Source organism: Pelagibacterium mangrovi (assembly GCF_036662815.1).
GTDB classification, from domain to species: domain Bacteria; phylum Pseudomonadota; class Alphaproteobacteria; order Rhizobiales; family Devosiaceae; genus Pelagibacterium; species Pelagibacterium mangrovi.
Map to the genome: position 1 here is coordinate 65270 of NZ_JBAFXA010000007.1, position 19721 is coordinate 84990.

Here is a 19721-nt window from a genome sequence, read left to right on the forward strand (position 1 = left end):
CGCTTGTGCGTTACATTGTCGCAAGGCAAGATCGTTGCACCAGCTTGAGGAGATGACTGCATGTTTATTGAATCGATCCTGGCGACCAAGGGCAATTCGGTCGTGACAGTTTCGTCCGACACCACCATCGGCGATCTGATCGCCGTGCTCGCCCGCCACAACATCGGCGCCGTGATCGTCCTCGACGAGGGAAAGGTCAGCGGCATCATTTCGGAACGCGATATCGTCCGCCACCTCGCCGGCAGCGCCGAAGGCTTCCGCGCCCGGCCCGTATCCTCGCTCATGACCCGCTCGCCCCAGAGCTGCTGCAGGTCCGACAGCCTCGAAGCGGTCATGGACAAGATGACACGCGGGCGCTTCCGTCACCTGCCGGTCATCGAGGATGGCGAACTGGTCGGCATCATTTCGATCGGCGACGTGGTCAAGCGCAAGATCGAGGAAATCGAGAGCGAAGCCGGCGAGCTCCGCGAATATATAGCGAGCTGAACCGAGCCAGCTTGTCGGGCGCGTGCGGACCGGCTACCTCTTGCCGGTTCTTCCTTCACGGTCGCCATTTCCCATGTCACGTCCGCTTGCGCTCACCTGCCTCCTGCTCGCCACCGCCATTTGGGGCTTTGCCTTCATCGCCCAGAAGACGGCGATGGACGTCATGGGCCCGCTCACCTTCACCGGTTCGCGCTTCCTGCTCGGCGGCCTGCTGGTCCTCCCCTTCGCATTGCGCGAAAACGCCCGCCAGCCCGAAAAGCTCACGCGCCGGCAATGGACCCTTATCGGCTTTCTGTGCCTCAATTTCTTTCTAGGCGCGGTGCTCCAGCAATTGGGGCTGCAGTTCACCACAGTCACCAATTCGGGTTTCCTCACCGGGCTCTATGTGCTGTTCGTGCCGGTGATCCTTTTGGTCGTCTTTCGCCAACCGCCCCACCGCATCATCTGGATCGGCGTCCCCGTCGCCCTGATCGGCCTGTTCCTCTTGAACGGCGCCAGCCTCGACCGCCTCAACACCGGCGATAGCCTGGTGATCGGCAGCGCCGTGTTCTGGGCGCTGCACGTTCTGCTTCTCGGCCACCTCGCCATCCAGACAAAGCGCCCGATCTTCATATCCGCCGTCAGCTTCCTGGCCGCCGGCCTGCTCGGCACCTGCGGCGCCTTCATTTTCGAAACGCCTACCCTCTCGGCGCTTTCAGCCGGCTGGGTCGAAATCCTCTATGCGGGTGCTCTTTCCACCGCCATCGGCTTCACCCTCCAGGCCATCGGCCAGCAGCACGTCCCGCCCGCCAATGCCGCCATCGTCCTCTCGGCAGAAAGCCTCTTTGCCGCGCTGGGCGGCGCGCTGATCCTGGGAGAGCGCCTCGACACGCTCGGCTATTTCGGCGTCGCCCTGATCTTTGCCGCCGTCTTCCTTGTCGAGCTCCTGCCCAATCTGCGCCGAAGGCCCGCTACTCTATCCGGTTGAGCCGTATATCCTCGCAAAACACGAACAGCGCGCAGGCCTTGAGCTGCATGGTGTCGTTGCTGGTCTGGGTCACCGTCCCACCGATACTGAACCCCTCGAGCGTCACCGTGCCTTCCCAGCGGTTGAGCTGGGTATGGCGCGCATTCTTGAACATATAAGTATTGAGATACCGCGTGTTGCGCTCGTCCTTCTTGTCCTCCTGAATCCAGATCAGCTCCGCGCACAACCGGTCACCATTGTCTCCGCACAGGGTGAACTCGTATCGCGACTCCCTGTTGCTGGGCTCCCAGATCCCGATCGGGTTGAACTGCTCGGCGGCGGCTGGCCCGGCCATCAATAGCGCAAGGCCGAACGCGATGGGCTTGAGCAAGGTTTTGGGTGCCATTGGCAAACTCCCGAAAATTGGCGATGTGTCGGCAACCATCTTCATCCGGTCTGCTGAACGTCGCATGAACCGTCCCGTTCCCCGTCGTCATGCCACCGTCATGCGACGATATTACGGTCGCTTCATCCGGCTCTACCCCAGCCGGTGCCCCGGGCCGATGTCCCATCCGGCCCCACTCGGTCGCCCACTTTGGCGGCCTTTTTCTTTTCCCCTTTCACGCCCTCACGATCATGTCGACAACGAGCGCGGCCGCACATAATCTCGCGCGACCAGACTCGAAAAGGGGCAGAAATGAACGGGACAATCGAACCGCGTGGCGCCATGACCATCCGCACCTTGGCCATGCCCGCCGACACCAATGAGGCCGGCGATATTTTCGGTGGCTGGGTCATGAGCCAGATGGATATCGCCGGCGCCATCGCCGCCGTCGAGCATGTGGGCGGCCGCGTCGCCACTGTCGCCGTCGAAGCCATGAGCTTCATCGCCCCCGTCCGGGTCGGCGACGTGCTGTGCGTCTATACCTGGGTCGACAGGATCGGCACCACCTCGATCAAGATCGGCATGGAAGCGTGGACGAAATCCCGCTCCACGCCCAGCCGCACCAAGGTCACCGAAGGCCATTTCATATTCGTCGCCCTCACCGACGACGGCAAGAAGCGCGTCATCGAGAAAACCGCCGTCGCCTGAACCATTCATGCCCGGTTCAAGCGCTTAGGCCTAACACCTTCGGCATAATGGGAAATGCGCTTCAGCGCCTCGCCCCGTGGAACCAAAGGGCCCGCTCGGCAATTTTTTGCCACAAAGCCCCAATCTCTCGAAGGGAGAGCGACATGAATTTCAAAAAATTCGCAGCCGCGGTAGCGATCGCGTTCACCGGCATGCTGGCCTCGGTCTCCGGCGCTTTCGCCTATGAAGCCTTCGCCACCACCGCGCTCAACGTACGCACCGGCCCGGGCACCAATTACCCCGTGGTCGCCGCGTTGTCGGCCAACCAGGTGGTCGAGGTCAACCAGTGCAACAGCTCCAACACCTGGTGCCAGGTCACGGCGGCCAACATTCGCGGCTGGGCCTCGGCGCGCTATCTGCGCCCCATCGAAAATTCCCCCGCGCCGCGTCCCACTCCGGGCCGTGACGACGATGTGGGCTTTTCCATCAACACCCCCAATTTCAGCTTCTCGATCGGCCGCCCCGATTCCGGCCCCGCCCCCACCGGCCGCGTCTGCTTCTATGAGGAGTACGACTACAATGGCCGCAGCTTCTGCGTCGCGGGCAATGACAACGAGCGCTATATCGGCAATTTCTGGAACGACCGCATCCGCTCGGCTCGCGTGGAAGGCAATGTCGCGGCCACGGTCTGCACCGGCACCGATTTCTCGGGCCGCTGCGGCGTGATCGACCGCTCGGTGCGCAATCTGGGCATGCTCTCGGACAACATCTCGTCCTATTATCTCGGCCGCCGCTGAGCCCTGATCGGCCTTTCCCTTCAAACCCGTCCGGACATGTCCGGGCGGGTTTTTTCGTGCCTTTCAGTACTAAAACCTGTGTGTTGCAGGAATGTCATGGTTCCGGACCAATTGACACAGATCGCCCTTTGCCCATTTTCGGCCTGATTCGGTCCCATTTCTGGTCACAACTCCGTGTAGAACCCAGTTTGTCGCCAAACAAAACGGGTCAGGACCGTATGAAAATCATCAAGCCTTCTGTGCTCACGGCAGCACTGGTACTTGGAACTTTCCCCCTCGCCACTACAGCCCCCAGCGCACAAGACACCGTCGGTGTCGTGCAGACCCTGACGGGCACCGCCTCATGGTATGGCGGCAAGTTCCACGGCAGACGAACCGCCAATGGTGAAACCTACAATCAGCACGCGCTGACGGCGGCTCATCGCTATCTCCCCTTCGGCACCGAAGTGGTGGTCACCAACCAGAACAACGGCAGGAGCGTCGTGGTCCGCATCAACGATCGCGGCCCCTTCTCGGGCGGACGGATCATCGATCTCTCCCACCAGGCCGCCAATCAGATCGGCATGGTCAATGCCGGCACCGCGCGCGTGACCGTCGAGGTGATCGGCTAACCGGTCTTCTCCACAGGGGTTTTTAAAAAGGGCGCTTCGGAATTTCCCCGAAGCGCCCTTTTTCATTGGCGCTTCCGGCCCTTATCCACAGTGCCTTCCCGCCTGAAACAGAAAATTTACTCTCAATTTGAGTTTCCCGCACAACCTCGGGTTAACCGCGCATACTCGGATCAGTCGGTCGCGGTGCACATCCTGAGGCGCCCTTGCCGACAAGCGGCAGCAATGCCGTCGGCGTTGTGCGCGTTGTTTGGCGACAGGCGCACACGCCGGTTTGGGGGCACCACTATGACCGGGACGGCATGGGAAACCAGAGCCGCGCGAACGAGGGGATGTGCCATGTCTTACAGGCCGACGACGCAGAGATTTGTTTCCATGACGGTAGCCGCCGCGGCTGGCGCCGTGCTGTGCGGATTGTTCACCATGGTGCTGTTCGTCACCGGCGCCCTCGCTGCCTGACGCTACCGCGCCTGTTCTGCCGCTGCCGCAAGCTGGGCGACATAATCCTCGATTCCCCAGCGCAGCGAGAGCGCCGATGGCGGAGAAACCGCCGCCACCTCCTCGATCCCCACGATCGTCGCATAGGCGCCGGTCTCTATTTGCGGCAGGCGCGCGATATAGGGCGCCGAAAAGAAGGCATCTGAATCCGTCTGGTTCTCGTAGTAGGAAACCAGGATATCGGAGACCAGCGCGTCCGCGTTCTCATAGCTGACCGGAAAATAGAAGCTCTCGTCTTCGGTCGACAGCGCGTCCAGGCTCGGCGCATAGACCAGCCCCAGATCGACGAGGAACTTCACCCGCGCATCGACCTCGCCATAGATTGCCAGCGATCCGTCGAAATCGTTGAGCGCGATGAACGTCGTCCCCGCCAGCCCCGGATGGGCAGCCACCGCGTCTGCGACGAACTGCTCGGTCTCGGCAATAATCGTCTCGGCCTCATCGGCCAGCCCCAACGCCGCCCCGGTCATCCGCGTGATCTCCTGCCATGGCGTGGCCCAGGCCACCTCCGGAAACGCGATGGTCGGCGCAATGGCGCTCAGCCGTTCATACTGCTCCTCGGTGATCCCCGAATGGGCCGCGATGATCACGTCCGGGTCCGCCGCCAATATCTGCTCGTAAGGCGGCTCGTCGTTCTCGGCGAGCATGGCCGGCTTCTCCCCACCCATCTGATCGAGCGCCTCTTCCGCCCAGGGATGGATGCCATTGTCCCCGCCCCCATAGGCGATAAACGGTATCGCCACCGGCTTGATCCCCAACGCCAGCACCGCATCGGTATTGCCCCAAGCCCAAGTCGCCACCCGCTCGGGTTTCTCGGCGATCGTCGTCTCCCCATAGGCATGCTCGATGGTCACCGGAAACTCCTGCGCTCCCGCCACCCCACAGGCGACAACCACGGCCACCACTCCCACAACCGCCTGGACACGGATCGCCATCGCCGCAACTCCTCTCGCGAACACCGCTCAATTCATGACATTCAAAGTCATATTTATTGCCCCACTCCCACGCAAGCCCCACCCAAAGAAAAAGCCCGCGTCCAACACGAACCGTCCTGCCCCATACTCTCCTTCGTCATTGTCGGGCGTGACCCGACAATCCGCAACACCGCTTCGAATATGGAGACGTTTGGCGTTGACGATCCCGCCCCCACTCCGCTTACTCGATCCATGGGCGGATATGTCCACATCATGGCCAATCGTCGGCGCGGGGCCACTTACATCGGAGTGACCGGCGACATCATTCGTCGCGTATATGAGCATCGCGAGAAGGTGATGCCGGGGCACACCAAGCGCAACAATATTGGCCGACTTGTCTATTACGAAGTGCACGCAACCATGCCGCTCGCCATTCAACGCGAGAAAAACCTCAAAAAATGGGAGGCAGCGTGGAAGTACGATCTGATCGAGAACAATAATCCCCATTGGGATGATCTGTGGGACGAGATCGTCAAGTCACCGTTTTGAGAGGCACGACGTGATCCTAATGTCCTGCCCCACCCTCTCGTTCGTCATTGTCGGGCATGACCCGACAATCCGCAACGCCGCCCGCATCACAGGAGCAGTGCGGGAACACACCTCTCCCGAACTGCGCGGAGGCCTTGCGGGTGTCCGGGTCAAGCCCGAAGACGACGAGGGGGAGATGAAGCATCGCGACGAGGTGAATGCCGAAACTGACGGCAGCAGCGAAGGTTACGCCCCATCCTCTCCCTCGTCATTGTCGGGCATGACCCGACAATCCGCAACGCCGCCCGCATCACAGGAGCAGTGCGGGAACACACCTCTCCCGAACTGCGCGGAGGCCTTGCGGGTGTCCGGGTCAAGCCCGAAGACGACGAGGGGGAGATGAAGCATCGCGACGAGGTGAATGCCGAAACTGACGGCAGCAGCGAAGGTTACGCCCCATCCTCTCCCTCGTCATTGTCGGGCCTGACCCGACAATCCGCAACGCCGCCCGCATCACAGGAGCAGTGCGGAACACACCTCTCCCGAACTGCGCGGAGGCCTTGCGGGTCTCCGGGTCAAGCCCGAAGACGACGAGGGGGAGATGAAGCATCGCGACGAGGTGAATGCCGAAACTGACGGCAGCAGCGAAGTTTACGCCCCATCCTCTCCCTCGTCATTGTCGGGCCTGACCCGACAATCCGCAACGCCGCCCGCATCACAGGAGCAGTACGGAACACACTTCTCCCGAACTGCGCGGAGGCCCTGCGGGTCTCCGGGTCGGCCCTAAGGCAACGAGGGGGAGATGAAAGCATCGCGACGACGTGAATGCCGAAACTGCCGGCAGCGGCGAAGTTTACGCCCCATCCTCTCCCTCGTCATTGTCGGGCCTGACCCGACAATCCGCAACGCCGCCCGCGGCACAGGAGCCGTACGGGAACACACTTCTCCCAAACTGCGCGGAGACCTTGCGGGTCTCCGGGTCGAGCTCGAAGACGACGAGGGGGAGATGAAGCATCGAGACGAGGTGAATGCCGAAACTGACGGCAGCGGCGAAGTTTACGCCCCATCCTCTCCCTCGTCATTGTCGGGCCTGACCCGACAATCCGCAACGCCGCCCGCATCACGGGAGAGGTGCGGGAAACACATTCTCCCCTACCATACCAGCGCCTCCCCAGGCCCCGACCTCTCGCCCCAGCCCTAAAACTCCGCCCAATCGTCCTTGAGCGCCGCGTTTCCCTGCGCCAGATACGTCCTCGCCGCAGCCTTCACCGTCGACCGCGCCTCGACCGGCTCCGCCCCCGCCGCGCTCTCTTCGACCACGAAGATCTCCGCGATCCTGTCGAGTTCCCCAGCCTGCGCCTCGGTCTGTTCGATCGCCGCGTTGGTTTCCTCCACCAGCGCGGCGTTGTGCTGGGTCATCTCGTCCATCTGCCGCATCGCGGTTCGCACTTCCCCGATCGCCGTGGTCTGCTCGCGATTGGCCTCGGAAATCCCCTGCATCAGCACGCTGTTTTCCCTTGCCGCCTCAAGGATGTCGCCGAGCTTGGCCGCCGCTTCGGCGACCAGCTTCGAACCGCCACTCACTTCCCGCGCGCTCTGCTCGATCAGCGCCTTGACCTCTGACGACGCCTGCGCCGAGCTTTGCGCAAGCCGGCGCACCTCCACGGCCACCACGGCAAATCCCTTGCCGGCCTCCCCGGCTCGCGCCGCTTCCACCGATGCGTTGAGCGCCAGCAGATTGGTCTGGAAGGCAATGTCGTCGATCATGCCGATGATGTTGGAAATCTTGGCCGATGAGGTGGTGATACGCTCCATGGCGTTCGTCGCCTGCTCCATCACCACGCCCCCAGCATTGGTGAGGCTGGCCGCCGCCTGGCTCTTCTCATGGGCGATTTCCGCCTTCTCCGCATTGCCGTGAACGGTCGCGGTGAGCTGTTCGATAGCCGCCGAGGTTTCCTCGATGGCGGCCGCCTGCCGCGTCGTGCGTTCGGAAAGATCGTTGGCCCCGGCAAGGATTTCCCCCGTCGCGGTCTTGAGCCCGCGCGAGGTCATCTTGAGCCTGCCGATAATCTCGGAGAGCTTTTCGGCCACCGCATTGGTGTCGTCGCGCAAAGCCGCGAAGGCCCCGTGGTACTTTCCCTCCATGCGCTGGGTGAGATCGGTGCGCGCCAGTGCCGAAAGCACATGCCCCGCCTCGTTCAGCCCGGCGTTGACCGTATCGAGCATCGCGTTGAAATTGGCGGCCACCCGGTCGATATCCTCGTCCCCGAACGTTTCGGTGATCCGCTTGGTGAAATCCCCCGCAACGCACGCGGCGATCACCGCATCGAACGCGGTCTGGAACCGTTCCATCATCGCAGTGCGCTCCGCCGCGGCCCTCGCATTGGTCGCCCGTTCCGCGTCGGCCGCTTCCATCGCCTGCCCATTGGCCCGGAACACCTGCAGCGCCTTGGCCATCTGGCCCAGTTCATGCTCGCGCTCGGCGCCCGAGATATCGAGCGCGAAATCGCCCTCCGCCAGCCTGCGCATCGAGGAGGTCATCCCCGCGATCGCACCCGACAGCCACCGGCCCATGACGAACGCCACGATGGCGCCGGCCAGCACCGCAAGCCCGCTCAAACCGCCGATCACCATCATGCTGGTGGCGGCGTCCTGCGTCGCTTGCGGACCGAGCGTGTTCTGCCGGTTAGCTGCCTCTTCCGCCAGCGCGTCGAAAATCGCCGTCATCTGCGGCGCCAGCCCGTCGAGCTGCTGCGCGGCGGCGATCTGCCCCGCGAAATTGCTGCCCTGCTGCGCTTCGATCAGCGCCTCTGCCGCCGCCTTGAAATCGATGGCCAGCGTCTCGACGCTGCCGATGCCCTCCAGCGCGGCCTCGTCGCCGGCGAAAAGCTCCAGGCCATCGGCGTCATTGGTGGCAACGTCATCGATCGTCGCCAGAAGCGCCTCGGCGGTCTGGGCGCTCGGATTGAGTCGATAGGCCAGGCTCAGCCGCTGCGCCTCGGCCAGATCGCGCGCGTAATCGTTGATCTCCAGCGTTTGCCGGGCCGCGAGCCTGTAGGACTCGAAAAGTCCCGAGACGTGGTTCACCCCGAAGATCGCGGCCGATCCGGAAAGCGCCAGAAGAATAATGAGAACGCCGAAGGCACCATAGACCCTCAAGGCGACGCTGAGTTTTTCAAACATTCTGTTCGAGCCCTATCTTTGATGAAGGGCGATCCCGCGCAGCATTCTGCCATTCCGCCGGCGCCCGCTCCGTCCGCCTACCTGCCGCCGTCCCTTCGGCCTGTGGGCGGGCCGGACTGTAGAGGCCCAAAGATTAAAATTGCTTCACTGCCCGCTGAACCGCCCATTCAGCCACGGTTCAGCGCCCAAATGGTTCTCTCATCCCACACGAACGCGTCATCGGCTGAAACCAATTGCAGCCCCCGACCGTTAGAGAGAGCAAGCACGCTCCAAGACGAGGGCGTGACCAACCAAGACTTCGAGCCCCAGGCTCAAATACAGGCGACAAACACTGGAGACTGAAATGGCCCGCACACTCGTTCAGATGAGCATCGGTACTGCCGCAGGCGCCGTCATGGTCACGATGATGGTGACGGTAATGGTTTTCACCGGCGCGTTTGCCTGATCAGGCCGTTCAAGAACAAGCCCCGCCGATCCCTCCCCGGCGGGGCTTTTTCATGTCCGCTCGGCGGGCTGCTTTACCCCCCGATATTCGACCGACAGTCATAAACCTGTATTGCAGCGCCACTAGGGCTCCCCGCACTTGCCAAAAAAGGGGAACCCGATGCTTCTCGCCACCGTCCGCCATCTCGCGCTCGCCACGACCGCGCTCTGCGTTTTCATTCCCGTCGCATCCGCCGACGAAATCGCCGAAACGACTGAACAATTGCGGGAACGCATAGTCGAAACCCTCTCCCCGGACGAGATCATCGATGCGGCGCCCGGCAGCCTTGAAGCACTGCTCACCGATGAAGAACGGGCGCTCTTTTCGGAAGGGTACGTCACCTTCACCGTCGATCAGCCCGTCACCGTCTACATCTACCGCGACCACCGGCTCGACGCCGTGGGCGAACCGTTCTGGCTCGAAGACAACGGCTTTACGCTGACCGATTATGCCGCCGAAGCCTATGGTCAGGATTTCGACGTCTGGAGCCGCGATTACCCCGCCGGCGAAATCGGCCTCGGCATCCACGCCCTGCGCGTCGTCCGCGAGCACTATTTCATCTCCGTCGCGCCTCAGGATGGCAGCGGTGCCGTCGAAATCGCCGATCTTTCACCGGCGGAAATGGGCACCACCGAGGTCGAACTGGGCGCCCTGACCTATGTCGATCGCGACGTGACCCTTGACGCCGTTTCCGATGAACTGCTCGGCCAGACGCTGATCCAGACCCAGTCCGATCGCCGCCCCGCCGCCGCCGTCTATGGCTATTTCCACGACACCGAATTTCCCGCCACCGCGCGCCCCGACCAGATCGCCCTCACCATCACCGAAGACCCATCGACCTCGATGGCCGTACAATGGCGCACCGACGAAACCGTCGCCGCCGGGCAGGTCGCCGTCTGGGACGCCGAAGCCTATAATTCCCCCGCCCGCCCCGAGCCCCGCCTGATCGACGCCGAGACCCTCCCTGTTGCCAGCGACCGCGTCGTCAATCAGCCGCTCGTCCACCGCCACAGCGCCCTGATCGACGGCCTCGAACCCGGCACCGCCTACACCTACGCCGTGGGCTCCGACGAATCCGGCTGGTCCTCGGTCGCCACTTTCGAAACCCCGCGCGATGGCGACGTCGCCACCAACTTCCTCTATTTCGGCGACGTACAGGAAGGCTTCGACAGGTTCGAAAGCGTCCTCGACGCCGCCCTGCGCGAGCGCCCCGATCCCGATTTCATCATCCTGGCCGGCGATCTCGTCAGCCGTGGCAATGATGCCGATGAATGGGATCACCTCTTCGCCGTCCTCGGCGACACCGCCCGTTCCATCCCGCTGGTCCCCGCCCTCGGCAATCACGAATACGAACCCGACGACTCCCCCGCCTACTACCTCTCCACCTTCCGCCTCCCCGAAAACGGCCCCACCGGCATCGATCCCGAACGCGCCTACCACTTCACCTATGGCGGCAACACCGTGGTGGTCCTCGACAGCAATGAGGATGTCTCCGAACAGGCCGAATGGCTCGAAACCGTCCTCGCCGACGCCGGCGACGATTTCACCTTCGTGGTCTCCCACCACGCCGCCTACACCTCCCGCCCCGGCCGCTATTACGGCAGCGTCACCGAAGTCCTGGCCCCGGTCATCGAAGCCTCCCGCAAGGTCGCCATGGTCCTGCAAGGCCACGACCACGCCTATCTGCGCACCTTCCCCATGCTCGACGGCCAGCAGACCCCGGTCGATGACGGCGGCGTCTATTACGTCGTCTCCACCGCCGGCGACAAATTCTACGATCAGGACGACCACGACTACACCGAGATCGGCATCACCGAGACGCAGATGTTCCAGACCATCGACATCATGCGCGACGACGACCGCATGATCTACCGCGCCTTCGACGTCGACGGCGTCGAGCGCGACACCGTCGTGATCGAGTAAAATCCCAGGTTCCTCCTGACACATCTTGTCAGGGGGAACCGTTCCCATTGTGTTCCATTGGTGCTATTGAATCCGCCCGACTCCGGACCGATATGGCACCCCATGACCTCCGAGAAAAAATCCCGCCCCGGCAAACCCGATTTTTCCATCGACGATTTCATCAAGGAAATCGAAAAAGCCGAGGACGCGCAGGCCTCCAAGCCGCTTTACGCCGAGCGCATGCGCAACAAGCGCGCGCTCGACCGCGCCGATCAAAAGGCCGCCGCCGAAGCCGATAAAAAGGCCGCCAAGGGCAAACGCTCCGAAGCCACCGGAATGTCGCTCAAGGCCCCTAAATCCAAAGCCAACTCCGTCGAGCGCCCCACCAATCTCGATGGCTTCGCCGAAGGCGCGCAGGCCGGCTTCCACACGCCCACATCGGTCACCAATTCCTCCGCCGGCGTCTCGGCCACCGTCGCCGCGCTGGAAAAGATCATCGCCGAGGGCCGCAAGGAGGTCGAGGGCACCAACGCCTGGAAGCCCCACCGCCCCGCCGCGATGAAGAAGGACAAGGGCGGCATCCCCTTCCGCCTCAACACCGAATACACCCCCTCCGGCGACCAGCCCACCGCCATCGCCGAGCTGGTCGAGGGCATCTCCAATGGCGAAACCGATCAGGTCCTGCTCGGCGTCACCGGCTCGGGCAAGACCTTCACCGCCGCCCAGGTCATCTCCCGCACCAACCGCCCCGCCCTGATCCTCGCCCCGAATAAAACCCTCGCCGCCCAGCTCTATGGCGAGTTCAAGAACTTCTTCCCCGACAACGCCGTCGAATACTTCGTTTCCTACTACGATTACTACCAGCCCGAGGCCTACGTCCCGCGCACCGATACCTATATCGAGAAGGAATCCACCATCAACGAGCAGATCGACCGGATGCGCCACTCGGCCACCCGCGCGATCCTCGAGCGCGACGACGTGATCATCGTCGCCTCTGTGTCCTGCATCTACGGCATCGGCTCGGTGGAAGACTACACCACCATGACCATCTGGCTCGAAAAGGGCCAGCGCATCAACCAGCGCGAATTGCTCAACGAACTCGTCGCCCTGCAATACAAGCGCGGCGATCTGGGCTTCGTGCGCGGCACGTTCCGGGTGCGCGGCGACACCATCGAAGTGTTCCCCGCCCACTATGACGACACCGCCTGGCGCATCACCATGTTCGGCGACGAGATCGAGCACATCGTCGAGTTCGACCCCCTCACCGGCAAGAAATCCGTCGAGCTCAACGCCGTCCGCGTCTTCGCGAACAGCCACCACGTCACCACCCGCACCACGATGAACGCGGCCATCAAGGAGATCAAGCGCGAGCTCGCCGCCCGCCTGCAGGAACTCAACGGCATGGGCCGGTTCCTCGAAGCCCAGCGCCTCGAACAACGCACCCTGTTCGACCTTGAGATGATGGAAGCCACCGGCTCATGCGCCGGCATCGAGAATTATTCGCGCTATTTCTCGGGCCGCAAACCCGGCGAGCCGCCCCCCACACTCTTCGAATACCTCCCCGACAACGCGCTGGTGTTCGTCGACGAATCCCACGTCACCATCGGCCAGCTCGGCGCCATGTATCGCGGCGACCTCCGCCGCAAGGCGACGCTGGCCGAATACGGCTTCCGCCTCCCGAGCTGCATGGACAACCGCCCCCTGCGCTTCGAGGAATGGAACGCCATGCGCCCGCAGACAGTCTATGTCTCGGCCACCCCCGGCGCCTGGGAAATGGACCAGACCGGCGGCGTCTTCGCCGAACAGGTCATCCGCCCCACCGGCCTCATCGATCCCGTGGTCGAAACCCGCCCCGCCACCAATCAGGTGGATGATGTGGTCGACGAAATCCGCCAGACCACCGAAAAGGGCTACCGCACGCTCCTCACCGTCCTCACCAAGAAGATGGCCGAAGACCTCACCGAATATCTGCATGAGCAGGGCATCAAGGTCCGCTACATGCACTCCGATATCGACACCATCGAGCGCATCGAAATCATCAGGGACCTCCGCCTGGGCAATTTCGACGTCCTCGTCGGCATCAACCTGTTGCGCGAAGGCCTCGACATCCCCGAATGCGGCCTCGTCGCCATCCTCGATGCCGATAAGGAAGGCTTCCTGCGCTCGGAAACCTCACTGATCCAAACCATCGGCCGCGCCGCCCGCAACGTCGACGGGAAAGTGATCCTCTACGCCGACCGCGAAACCGGCTCCATGGAACGCGCCCTCGCCGAAACCAACCGCCGCCGCGAAAAGCAACTCGCCTACAACGAAGCCCACGGCATCACCCCCCAATCGGTCAAGGCCCGCATCAACGACATCGTGGATTCCGTCTACGAACGCGACCACGTCTCGGTAAAGATCCGCCCGGGCAAAGACGGCAAGGACACGGTCCCGGTGGGCGCCAATCTGGCTGCGGTGATCAAGGACCTCGAACAACAGATGAGAGAGGCCGCAACCAACCTGGAATTCGAACAGGCGGCACGCTTGAGGGACGAGATCAAGAAGTTGCGGGATATGGAGATGGATACGCTGGAAGGGCCGGGGGGGTAGGGTTCAATTCCTCGCTGCCCCGACGCCAATCCGGAATCCAACTGGCAAATCTTCCGGCGGGCAATGGACGGAGCGACGAGTGCTGCCTGCACACGACTAACGGAGAGATCGCTTAGCAATTGACATACTGTGATTTGGACGTTCTAATTTGAATATAGCGTAGTAGCTTAGACGAGATGCCGAAATACCAGAGGCTCATGGTCTCTAAGAAAAGGGCGGCGGAGACGTCGGTTCTTTACACTCCAGCAACGCTGAAGTGGACACCCTTACTTAAAGGCATCTCGTCGCCCTATGCAGACCGCCATCAAAAATGAGATCAAGAGGCTCTGTCTTCAGTCCTTTGAGAAATCCAGGGCTTCCCAAGAAAAAGACGCTGAGTACCGGGACAAGTTTCTCCGCCGGACGGGGATTCAAGCCGCATCGCCGCAGCGCCATAGTTCCGTTGGCAAAAAACACAGGCACTTTGACCCTAAATACTGTGCTAGACACGCAAATTTCTTAGCCAAGACCATTTGGCTAAAGATTCTAAACTCTACTTATGAACCCACCCCCGCCATGAGTTTCGAAATTCCGAAACCGAAGGGTGGAACTAGAAATGTGATGGCCTTTTCGATTCCTGACTCCGCCGTCGCAAATGTCGTTTTGCGAAGGGCACGAGACCGAAACATCAAGCGGCTGTCTCATCATTCTTACGCCTACCACCCTCACAAAAATGTCTTCGACGCGATCTTGGCGTTAAATGACCAGTTCAACGATGAAAAAATTTTCGCCGTACAAATCGATTTCGAGAAGTACTTTGATAATATTCCAGCCGGATACCTCCAAAAGATTATCGACGACAAAAATTTTTTAAGCCTGACGCCGCACGAGAAGCATGTCTTTAGAAGTTTCTGGCACCACCGATATGCAAGCCGTGCCGACTATACGACCGGAGCGTACCAACGGCGGGTCAAAGGAACGCCGCAAGGTAGTTCAATTTCGCTCCTTCTCGCCAATGTCGCCAACCATAGTCTGGACGTCAGTCTGGAAGCCAGCGCGGGGAAATTCGTGCGCTTTGCCGATGACGTTACTGCTATATGTCACAGCTACGAAGATGCGCAGAAGATAGAACGTCGTTTTATCGAGCATTGCAGGAAAAGCGGATTAAAAATAAATGAAGAAAAATCCCCTGGACTTGCAATTATCGCAAGAAAAGAACAGGAATTAAGGTCGTCATTTCACGTAGATTATCTCGGCTACCGTTTTACTAAGGACGGACTAACTGTCCCAAATCATGTTGAACAACGAATAAAATCGAAAATATCGAGACTTATAAACATTTATTTAATATATTATCCGAACAAATTTGGGTTTAATTCAAATCGGTTGGGTTTAAATCCGGAGTATGACTGGGATCTTCTAGGATTAATCACGGAATTACGGAAATATCTTTACGGCGGACTAGATGAGAGGCAAATTCAGGCCTTCATCAACCACGGCAATCGACTACCCATAATGAGAGGCTTAATGGGCTTTTATGCTCTGATTGAGCAAAAGGATCGGCTAATGGCTTTGGATGGTTGGCTGGTAAATGTCATCAGAAGAGCAATGAAGGCTAGAGCATCTCTCTTGCTGGGTAGGTACGGAGTGAGTGGCCTTACGCCGAATAACGGAGCCCTGATCACGGGAAGCTGGTTGGATGTCTCAGCGTGGCAGGGACCTGAGCCCTTTCCCGAAACTAAACTGCCAAGCCTAGTAAGAGGTTGGCGAGCGGCGCGAAAACATTACTTTACATTTGGGCTAGAGGATGTCGAGCCACCTAATTACTATTAGATACTGTCAGATATTTCAAGCGATTGCCGTTTCACCACTTATCCCCATTCTCTCGGCCATCTCTATCCTCTCCCGTCACTCTCCGCCCGCCGGAGACCACCTGACACGGAGACTACGCATGGCTCGCTACAAGAAATCCGCCACTGCCGAACACCAACCCAAAGGCGAGGCCCACGCCACCTACGCAGCCCTAAGCGCCCGCCTCACCGCTTTCCAAACCGAAATCTCCGCCCAGGCCAAATCCCGCGCGGCCCATGAGACGCCTATCGCCACGCGCGTCATGGCTGCCGATCTCATCGCCCAGATGTCCCGCCTCATGCACCGTTCGCCCGAGGCACGCGGTTTGCCGAAACTTCCGACCGATCACACCGCCACCTTCTCCGCTCTCTCGGTCGCCTTCGCCCAGACCCATCACGCGTTCGAAGCCTTCGGCAAACGTCTCGACTATGACAAACCCATCGCCGATGCCGAATCCGAGCGCCGCTCCAACGATCTGCGCAACGACGTGGTGCGCATGATGAACGTCAGGATCATCGCAGGCATCCACTCAGGCTATCTCGTCCCCTCCGGCGGCGAATACGACGACGAAAAACGCGAACTCTCCAAGCAATTCCAATCCCTCGTCGACCGCCTCGACCTCATCGTCGACGCCGAAACCCTACCCGATCCCGACGAGAAGTGGTTCTAGCCCTGGGCGCCGCCCTTCCCCAATTTGTCACCCCGGGCTCGTCCCAGGGCAAGGTGTGCGCGCCGCTCTCGGCTTCTTCTTCCACCCCTCCCATCGTCTTCGGGCTCAACCCAACAATGACAAATGAGGGGGCGGACAAAAGACTTATCCCCGCCTCCTCCACCGCCCCCATACTCCCCCTCACGGCCTCGCAACGGACGCATGCGCAACGAACGTGTGGCGGGGTCGGATCGGGTTCCTCGCGGGTCGCTGCGGGGAAGGCCCAAAGCGGACAGATGGCCGGATGTGGATAAAAGGTGTGAGCGGACCAAAATCCAATCACTCCCACGTCGCACCGGGGAAACCCGGAGGGGCAGCGAAGTGGCCAACACCACTTCAACAACCCCCAGCCCGAGATCGCCGCCATAAGCCAAAAATCCCGATCGCGTGGGGCGATGATCGCTTCATATATTACAAATCATGCGGAGCGCTCGTCGCCCCATGCCGTTCGACTATCCACCCTCCGAGGCCTCCCGCCATCGGACGCTTCCGCGCGTGTTGAATTTGGAAGCGCCGAGATCGGACGAGCCCAAGGCGAGGACCCCGGCGCACTTTAGCGCCGTCATGCCCGCAGTGGTGCGCGCCGCGAGACTGAAAGAAGCAACCGCCGTGCCCCGTAACTCGTTTCCCTCGCGAAACCAATTGAACCTAAACGCCTTATTCAGCGCCGGTTCAGGTGCGATGGGCTTTTATGGCGATCAAGGCAGACGAAACCCTGCCAGCAACATACGGATGGGAGAAGTCGAAATGGCTCTCGGAAAAACTGCAATAAAGGGCGGCCTCGCCGCCTTGATGGTCGCGGCGATGTCTGCCGGCGCTTTTGCCTGGGATGCCGTCGCGACGACCTCCGTCAACGTGCGCTCGGGCCCCGGCACGCAGTTCCGCGTCGTCGAAGTGCTTCAGCGCGGCGAAGTGGTCGATGTGGAATACTGCCGCAATGGCTGGTGCTTCCTCGATCTGGGCTGGAACGGCAATGGCTGGACTTCCCAGCGCTATCTGGCCGAGGCCGGCAACTGGCGCCCCAATCCGCCGCGCCCGCAGCCCCCGCACTGGAACAACCCGCCGCGCCCGCCTCATTGGTGGAACAATGACCGCCCGCGCCCGCCGCATTGGGGCAACCCGCGTCCCCCGCATTGGGACAATGACGACGATTGGCGCCCCCGGCCGCCGGCCAACAGCGAAGTCTGCTTCAACGGTCCCAACGGCTATTTCTGCATCGGCGATCGCTAAAAACGAAGACGGCCGGAGCGTTTTTTCGCTCCGGCCGCATTGTCTTATCCTCGCGCCATCCCAATATGCTAAATCGCTCCGGAAAATGGAGCATGGCGAAGACAATGACCTGGATCATGGCCAATGATTCAGGCTCTAAAGCTTGTTCGAGGGCCTCACATGAAATCCTACGTCAAACTTTCCTCCGGCCTCATGCTTTCCGGGCTCGGCGCAGTCGCCCTCGAGCGCGCCCTCGCCTCGGGCATGGCATCCTCGGGCATGCATCTGCCGAACGGTACGGGCTGGGTCCTCACCGCGCTCGCCCTGGCTCCCCTGGCCCTGATCGCCGCCGGCGTCCTCGTTTACTTGGGCGGTGCCGTCCTGGGCCTCAAATGAGCCTCCAGCGCTGGGGCGTCGCCTTCCTCCAGCTCGGCGCCCTCCTCCTCGCCATAGGTCTGCTGCCGGCGGTGTTCATGGCCGTGTTCCTGCCCACCACGCCCGCGCTGATCCCCGCGCTTTTGAGCGTTTCGGTCGCCCCGCCGGGCGCCGTGTGCTTTACCGTGGGTCTGTTGATGTGGGGGATTGGCCTGGCCCGCCGATAGCGCTTCCCCGCATCAGCGGCCGTTTCACCGCCAGCGTCCGCTCCCGCCACATCACCACCAACCCCGCCGCGACGATCACCAATGCCCCCGCCAGCGCAAACCCGTCGATCATCGTCCCGAACACCAAAAACCCCAGCGTGATCGCCCAGGGCAGCGAGAAATAATTGAACGGCTGCAGCACGCTCGCCGGCGCATACCGCAGCGACACCATCACCAGCCCGTGCCCCGCGCACATGGTCAGGCACAACACCGCCATCAGCCCCCAATCCTCCACCGCCATGGGCTGCCAGAAAAACACCCCCACCCCACTCGTCAGCACCAACCCCACCGCCGCAACATAAAACAGCGATGTCGTCGTCGTATCGATCTGGCTCACCTTCCGCGTCAGCACGAGATAGAGCGCATAGAACGCCGAACTCAGCAGCGCATAGATCACCCCGATTTCCACGGTGGCGAACCCCGGCCGGATGATCAGCATCGCCCCGAAAAACCCCGCCACCACCGCGCTCATCCGGAAAACGCCCACCCGCTCACCCAGCAACGGAATGGCAAACACCGTCACCATCAGCGGATAGACCATATTGATCGCCCCGATATCCCCCAACGGCACCGTCTTGAGCGCTTCGGCAAAAAACCAGATATCGACCACCAGCAACACGCCCCGTGCCACCTGCCACCCCACGGCCCTGGAGACGAACGCCCGCTTCAGCGAGGAATTGCGCATCACCAGCCACACGGCGAGCGCGAAGAACGCCCAATAACGGACCATCACGATCTGGAACGGCGAATAGCTCGCGACAAGGATCTTGGAGACCACGTCCTGAACGCCGAAGATCAGCGTTGCGGCCAGCAGAAACAGGACGCCCTTGGCAACGCTGGCGGTCGGGCCGGCTTCAGTCGAAGAGTGCTGAGACGACATGTGGCCGACCCCGGAGAAAACAAAAAACAGATGGCCCAGACACGATCGTCCGGGCCATTCGCAATTACAGGCTCACGTCCAAATCTAGCTTGAGGTGGCCTTTTTGACGGCTGCGGCAATCGCGGTCAATATACCGCCGCCAGCCAGGCCCGACACCCCCTGCCCGACCAGGGCGCCGGCATCCATCCCGCCCACTCCCGACAGAATGTCCGCCAATCCCGGGATGAGGCTGGCCAGCCACGCTCCGCCCACGCCGCCGATTGCACCGGCAATGGTGTTGCCCGTGGCGCCCAGGCTCAAATTCTTGGCCGCGGCACCAATTCCGTTTCCGCCGATGGCTCCTGCCACCAATTGGATGATGATAGAGACGATTGCTTCCATGATATCCCCTCTCGCAATCAAGGTGCTAAATTGCACCTCCCCACATAGTGAGCCTACTCCT

At 61.4% G+C, this 19721-nt stretch carries 18 protein-coding genes; 13 read left to right on the forward strand and 5 right to left on the reverse strand.

Features of this window, described 5'->3' with window-relative positions:
* The first annotated feature begins 60 nt into the window (after positions 1 to 60).
* Both V4T21_RS13335 and V4T21_RS13340 read left to right on the forward strand, forming a co-directional pair.
* Positions 61 to 486: a CBS domain-containing protein gene (locus tag V4T21_RS13335; RefSeq protein WP_332717609.1), complete on the forward strand. Its 426-nt coding sequence runs from the start codon at positions 61 to 63 to the stop codon at positions 484 to 486.
* A 73-nt stretch (positions 487 to 559) separates the two neighbouring features.
* The gene (locus V4T21_RS13340; RefSeq protein ID WP_332717611.1) at positions 560 to 1453 is read left to right on the forward strand and encodes a DMT family transporter; all 894 of its coding nucleotides are present in this window, start codon (positions 560 to 562) and stop codon (positions 1451 to 1453) included.
* Here V4T21_RS13340 and V4T21_RS13345 read toward each other — a convergent pair.
* Positions 1437 to 1838, reverse strand: a complete 402-nt coding sequence (locus V4T21_RS13345) for a DUF2147 domain-containing protein (RefSeq protein WP_332717613.1) — start codon at positions 1836 to 1838, stop codon at positions 1437 to 1439. The genes V4T21_RS13340 and V4T21_RS13345 overlap by 17 nt on opposite strands.
* A gap of 291 nt (positions 1839 to 2129) precedes the next feature.
* Here V4T21_RS13345 and V4T21_RS13350 point away from each other — a divergent pair, with 291 nt between their 5' ends.
* From V4T21_RS13350 to V4T21_RS13360, 3 genes are all read left to right on the forward strand, one after another.
* Positions 2130 to 2525, forward strand: a complete 396-nt coding sequence (locus tag V4T21_RS13350) for an acyl-CoA thioesterase (protein WP_332717615.1) — start codon at positions 2130 to 2132, stop codon at positions 2523 to 2525.
* A 143-nt stretch (positions 2526 to 2668) separates the two neighbouring features.
* Positions 2669 to 3301 (forward strand): peptidase inhibitor family I36 protein, encoded by a 633-nt coding sequence (locus tag V4T21_RS13355; protein ID WP_332717617.1) that lies wholly within the window; start codon positions 2669 to 2671, stop codon positions 3299 to 3301.
* 218 nt (positions 3302 to 3519) lie between these two features.
* Entirely contained in the window at positions 3520 to 3912 is a 393-nt protein-coding gene (locus tag V4T21_RS13360) for a septal ring lytic transglycosylase RlpA family protein (RefSeq protein WP_332717619.1), read from the forward strand.
* Between the two features lie 458 nt (positions 3913 to 4370).
* Here V4T21_RS13360 and V4T21_RS13365 read toward each other — a convergent pair whose 3' ends face one another.
* On the reverse strand, positions 4371 to 5342 hold the full coding sequence (locus V4T21_RS13365) for an iron-siderophore ABC transporter substrate-binding protein (RefSeq protein ID WP_332717621.1): 972 nt from the start codon (positions 5340 to 5342) through the stop codon (positions 4371 to 4373).
* A 231-nt stretch (positions 5343 to 5573) separates the two neighbouring features.
* Here V4T21_RS13365 and V4T21_RS13370 point away from each other — a divergent pair, with 231 nt between their 5' ends.
* The gene (locus V4T21_RS13370) at positions 5574 to 5870 is read left to right on the forward strand and encodes a GIY-YIG nuclease family protein (protein WP_332717991.1); all 297 of its coding nucleotides are present in this window, start codon (positions 5574 to 5576) and stop codon (positions 5868 to 5870) included.
* A gap of 1176 nt (positions 5871 to 7046) precedes the next feature.
* Here the strand turns inward: V4T21_RS13370 and V4T21_RS13375 are convergent.
* Entirely contained in the window at positions 7047 to 9032 is a 1986-nt protein-coding gene (locus V4T21_RS13375; protein ID WP_332717623.1) for a methyl-accepting chemotaxis protein, read from the reverse strand.
* Between the two features lie 604 nt (positions 9033 to 9636).
* Between V4T21_RS13375 and V4T21_RS13380 the strand changes: the two genes are divergently transcribed.
* The 7 genes from V4T21_RS13380 to V4T21_RS13410 all read left to right on the forward strand — a co-directional run bounded on the left by V4T21_RS13380 (position 9637) and on the right by V4T21_RS13410 (position 18360).
* A complete protein-coding gene (locus V4T21_RS13380) occupies positions 9637 to 11439 on the forward strand; it encodes a purple acid phosphatase family protein (RefSeq protein WP_332717625.1) in 1803 nt (600 codons plus the stop codon).
* 102 nt (positions 11440 to 11541) lie between these two features.
* Positions 11542 to 14010, forward strand: coding sequence for an excinuclease ABC subunit UvrB (gene uvrB / locus V4T21_RS13385; protein WP_332717627.1), 2469 nt, complete (start codon positions 11542 to 11544; stop codon positions 14008 to 14010).
* 291 nt (positions 14011 to 14301) lie between these two features.
* The gene (locus V4T21_RS13390; RefSeq protein WP_332717628.1) at positions 14302 to 15822 is read left to right on the forward strand and encodes a reverse transcriptase domain-containing protein; all 1521 of its coding nucleotides are present in this window, start codon (positions 14302 to 14304) and stop codon (positions 15820 to 15822) included.
* Between the two features lie 118 nt (positions 15823 to 15940).
* Complete coding sequence (locus V4T21_RS13395; protein WP_332717629.1) at positions 15941 to 16510, forward strand: hypothetical protein; 570 nt, start codon at positions 15941 to 15943, stop codon at positions 16508 to 16510.
* Between the two features lie 786 nt (positions 16511 to 17296).
* Positions 17297 to 17779 (forward strand): SH3 domain-containing protein, encoded by a 483-nt coding sequence (locus V4T21_RS13400; RefSeq protein WP_332717630.1) that lies wholly within the window; start codon positions 17297 to 17299, stop codon positions 17777 to 17779.
* 159 nt (positions 17780 to 17938) lie between these two features.
* Positions 17939 to 18154, forward strand: a complete 216-nt coding sequence (locus V4T21_RS13405) for a hypothetical protein (protein ID WP_332717631.1) — start codon at positions 17939 to 17941, stop codon at positions 18152 to 18154.
* Positions 18151 to 18360 (forward strand): hypothetical protein, encoded by a 210-nt coding sequence (locus V4T21_RS13410; RefSeq protein ID WP_332717632.1) that lies wholly within the window; start codon positions 18151 to 18153, stop codon positions 18358 to 18360. The genes V4T21_RS13405 and V4T21_RS13410 overlap by 4 nt, the downstream gene beginning before the upstream one ends.
* Here the strand turns inward: V4T21_RS13410 and V4T21_RS13415 are convergent.
* Both V4T21_RS13415 and V4T21_RS13420 read right to left on the reverse strand, forming a co-directional pair.
* On the reverse strand, positions 18314 to 19279 hold the full coding sequence (locus tag V4T21_RS13415) for a DMT family transporter (protein ID WP_332717633.1): 966 nt from the start codon (positions 19277 to 19279) through the stop codon (positions 18314 to 18316). The genes V4T21_RS13410 and V4T21_RS13415 overlap by 47 nt on opposite strands.
* Before the next feature lie 84 nt (positions 19280 to 19363).
* On the reverse strand, positions 19364 to 19660 hold the full coding sequence (locus V4T21_RS13420) for a hypothetical protein (protein ID WP_332717634.1): 297 nt from the start codon (positions 19658 to 19660) through the stop codon (positions 19364 to 19366).
* Positions 19661 to 19721 lie beyond the last annotated feature (61 nt).

What these genes read in the sequence shown, in the direction of transcription:
- V4T21_RS13370 (WP_332717991.1), top strand. Translation starts at nt 5,574, where the DNA reads ATGGGCGGATATGTCCACATCATGGCCAATCGTCGGCGCGGGGCCACT.
- V4T21_RS13335 (WP_332717609.1), top strand. Translation starts at nt 61, where the DNA reads ATGTTTATTGAATCGATCCTGGCGACCAAGGGCAATTCGGTCGTGACA.
- V4T21_RS13360 (WP_332717619.1), top strand. Translation starts at nt 3,520, where the DNA reads ATGAAAATCATCAAGCCTTCTGTGCTCACGGCAGCACTGGTACTTGGA.
- V4T21_RS13375 (WP_332717623.1), bottom strand. Translation starts at nt 9,032, where the DNA reads ATGTTTGAAAAACTCAGCGTCGCCTTGAGGGTCTATGGTGCCTTCGGC.
- V4T21_RS13350 (WP_332717615.1), top strand. Translation starts at nt 2,130, where the DNA reads ATGAACGGGACAATCGAACCGCGTGGCGCCATGACCATCCGCACCTTG.
- V4T21_RS13340 (WP_332717611.1), top strand. Translation starts at nt 560, where the DNA reads ATGTCACGTCCGCTTGCGCTCACCTGCCTCCTGCTCGCCACCGCCATT.
- V4T21_RS13355 (WP_332717617.1), top strand. Translation starts at nt 2,669, where the DNA reads ATGAATTTCAAAAAATTCGCAGCCGCGGTAGCGATCGCGTTCACCGGC.
- V4T21_RS13380 (WP_332717625.1), top strand. Translation starts at nt 9,637, where the DNA reads ATGCTTCTCGCCACCGTCCGCCATCTCGCGCTCGCCACGACCGCGCTC.
- V4T21_RS13365 (WP_332717621.1), bottom strand. Translation starts at nt 5,342, where the DNA reads ATGGCGATCCGTGTCCAGGCGGTTGTGGGAGTGGTGGCCGTGGTTGTC.
- V4T21_RS13395 (WP_332717629.1), top strand. Translation starts at nt 15,941, where the DNA reads ATGGCTCGCTACAAGAAATCCGCCACTGCCGAACACCAACCCAAAGGC.
- V4T21_RS13420 (WP_332717634.1), bottom strand. Translation starts at nt 19,660, where the DNA reads ATGGAAGCAATCGTCTCTATCATCATCCAATTGGTGGCAGGAGCCATC.
- V4T21_RS13400 (WP_332717630.1), top strand. Translation starts at nt 17,297, where the DNA reads ATGGCTCTCGGAAAAACTGCAATAAAGGGCGGCCTCGCCGCCTTGATG.
- V4T21_RS13415 (WP_332717633.1), bottom strand. Translation starts at nt 19,279, where the DNA reads ATGTCGTCTCAGCACTCTTCGACTGAAGCCGGCCCGACCGCCAGCGTT.
- V4T21_RS13390 (WP_332717628.1), top strand. Translation starts at nt 14,302, where the DNA reads ATGCAGACCGCCATCAAAAATGAGATCAAGAGGCTCTGTCTTCAGTCC.
- V4T21_RS13405 (WP_332717631.1), top strand. Translation starts at nt 17,939, where the DNA reads ATGAAATCCTACGTCAAACTTTCCTCCGGCCTCATGCTTTCCGGGCTC.
- V4T21_RS13345 (WP_332717613.1), bottom strand. Translation starts at nt 1,838, where the DNA reads ATGGCACCCAAAACCTTGCTCAAGCCCATCGCGTTCGGCCTTGCGCTA.
- uvrB (WP_332717627.1), top strand. Translation starts at nt 11,542, where the DNA reads ATGACCTCCGAGAAAAAATCCCGCCCCGGCAAACCCGATTTTTCCATC.
- V4T21_RS13410 (WP_332717632.1), top strand. Translation starts at nt 18,151, where the DNA reads ATGAGCCTCCAGCGCTGGGGCGTCGCCTTCCTCCAGCTCGGCGCCCTC.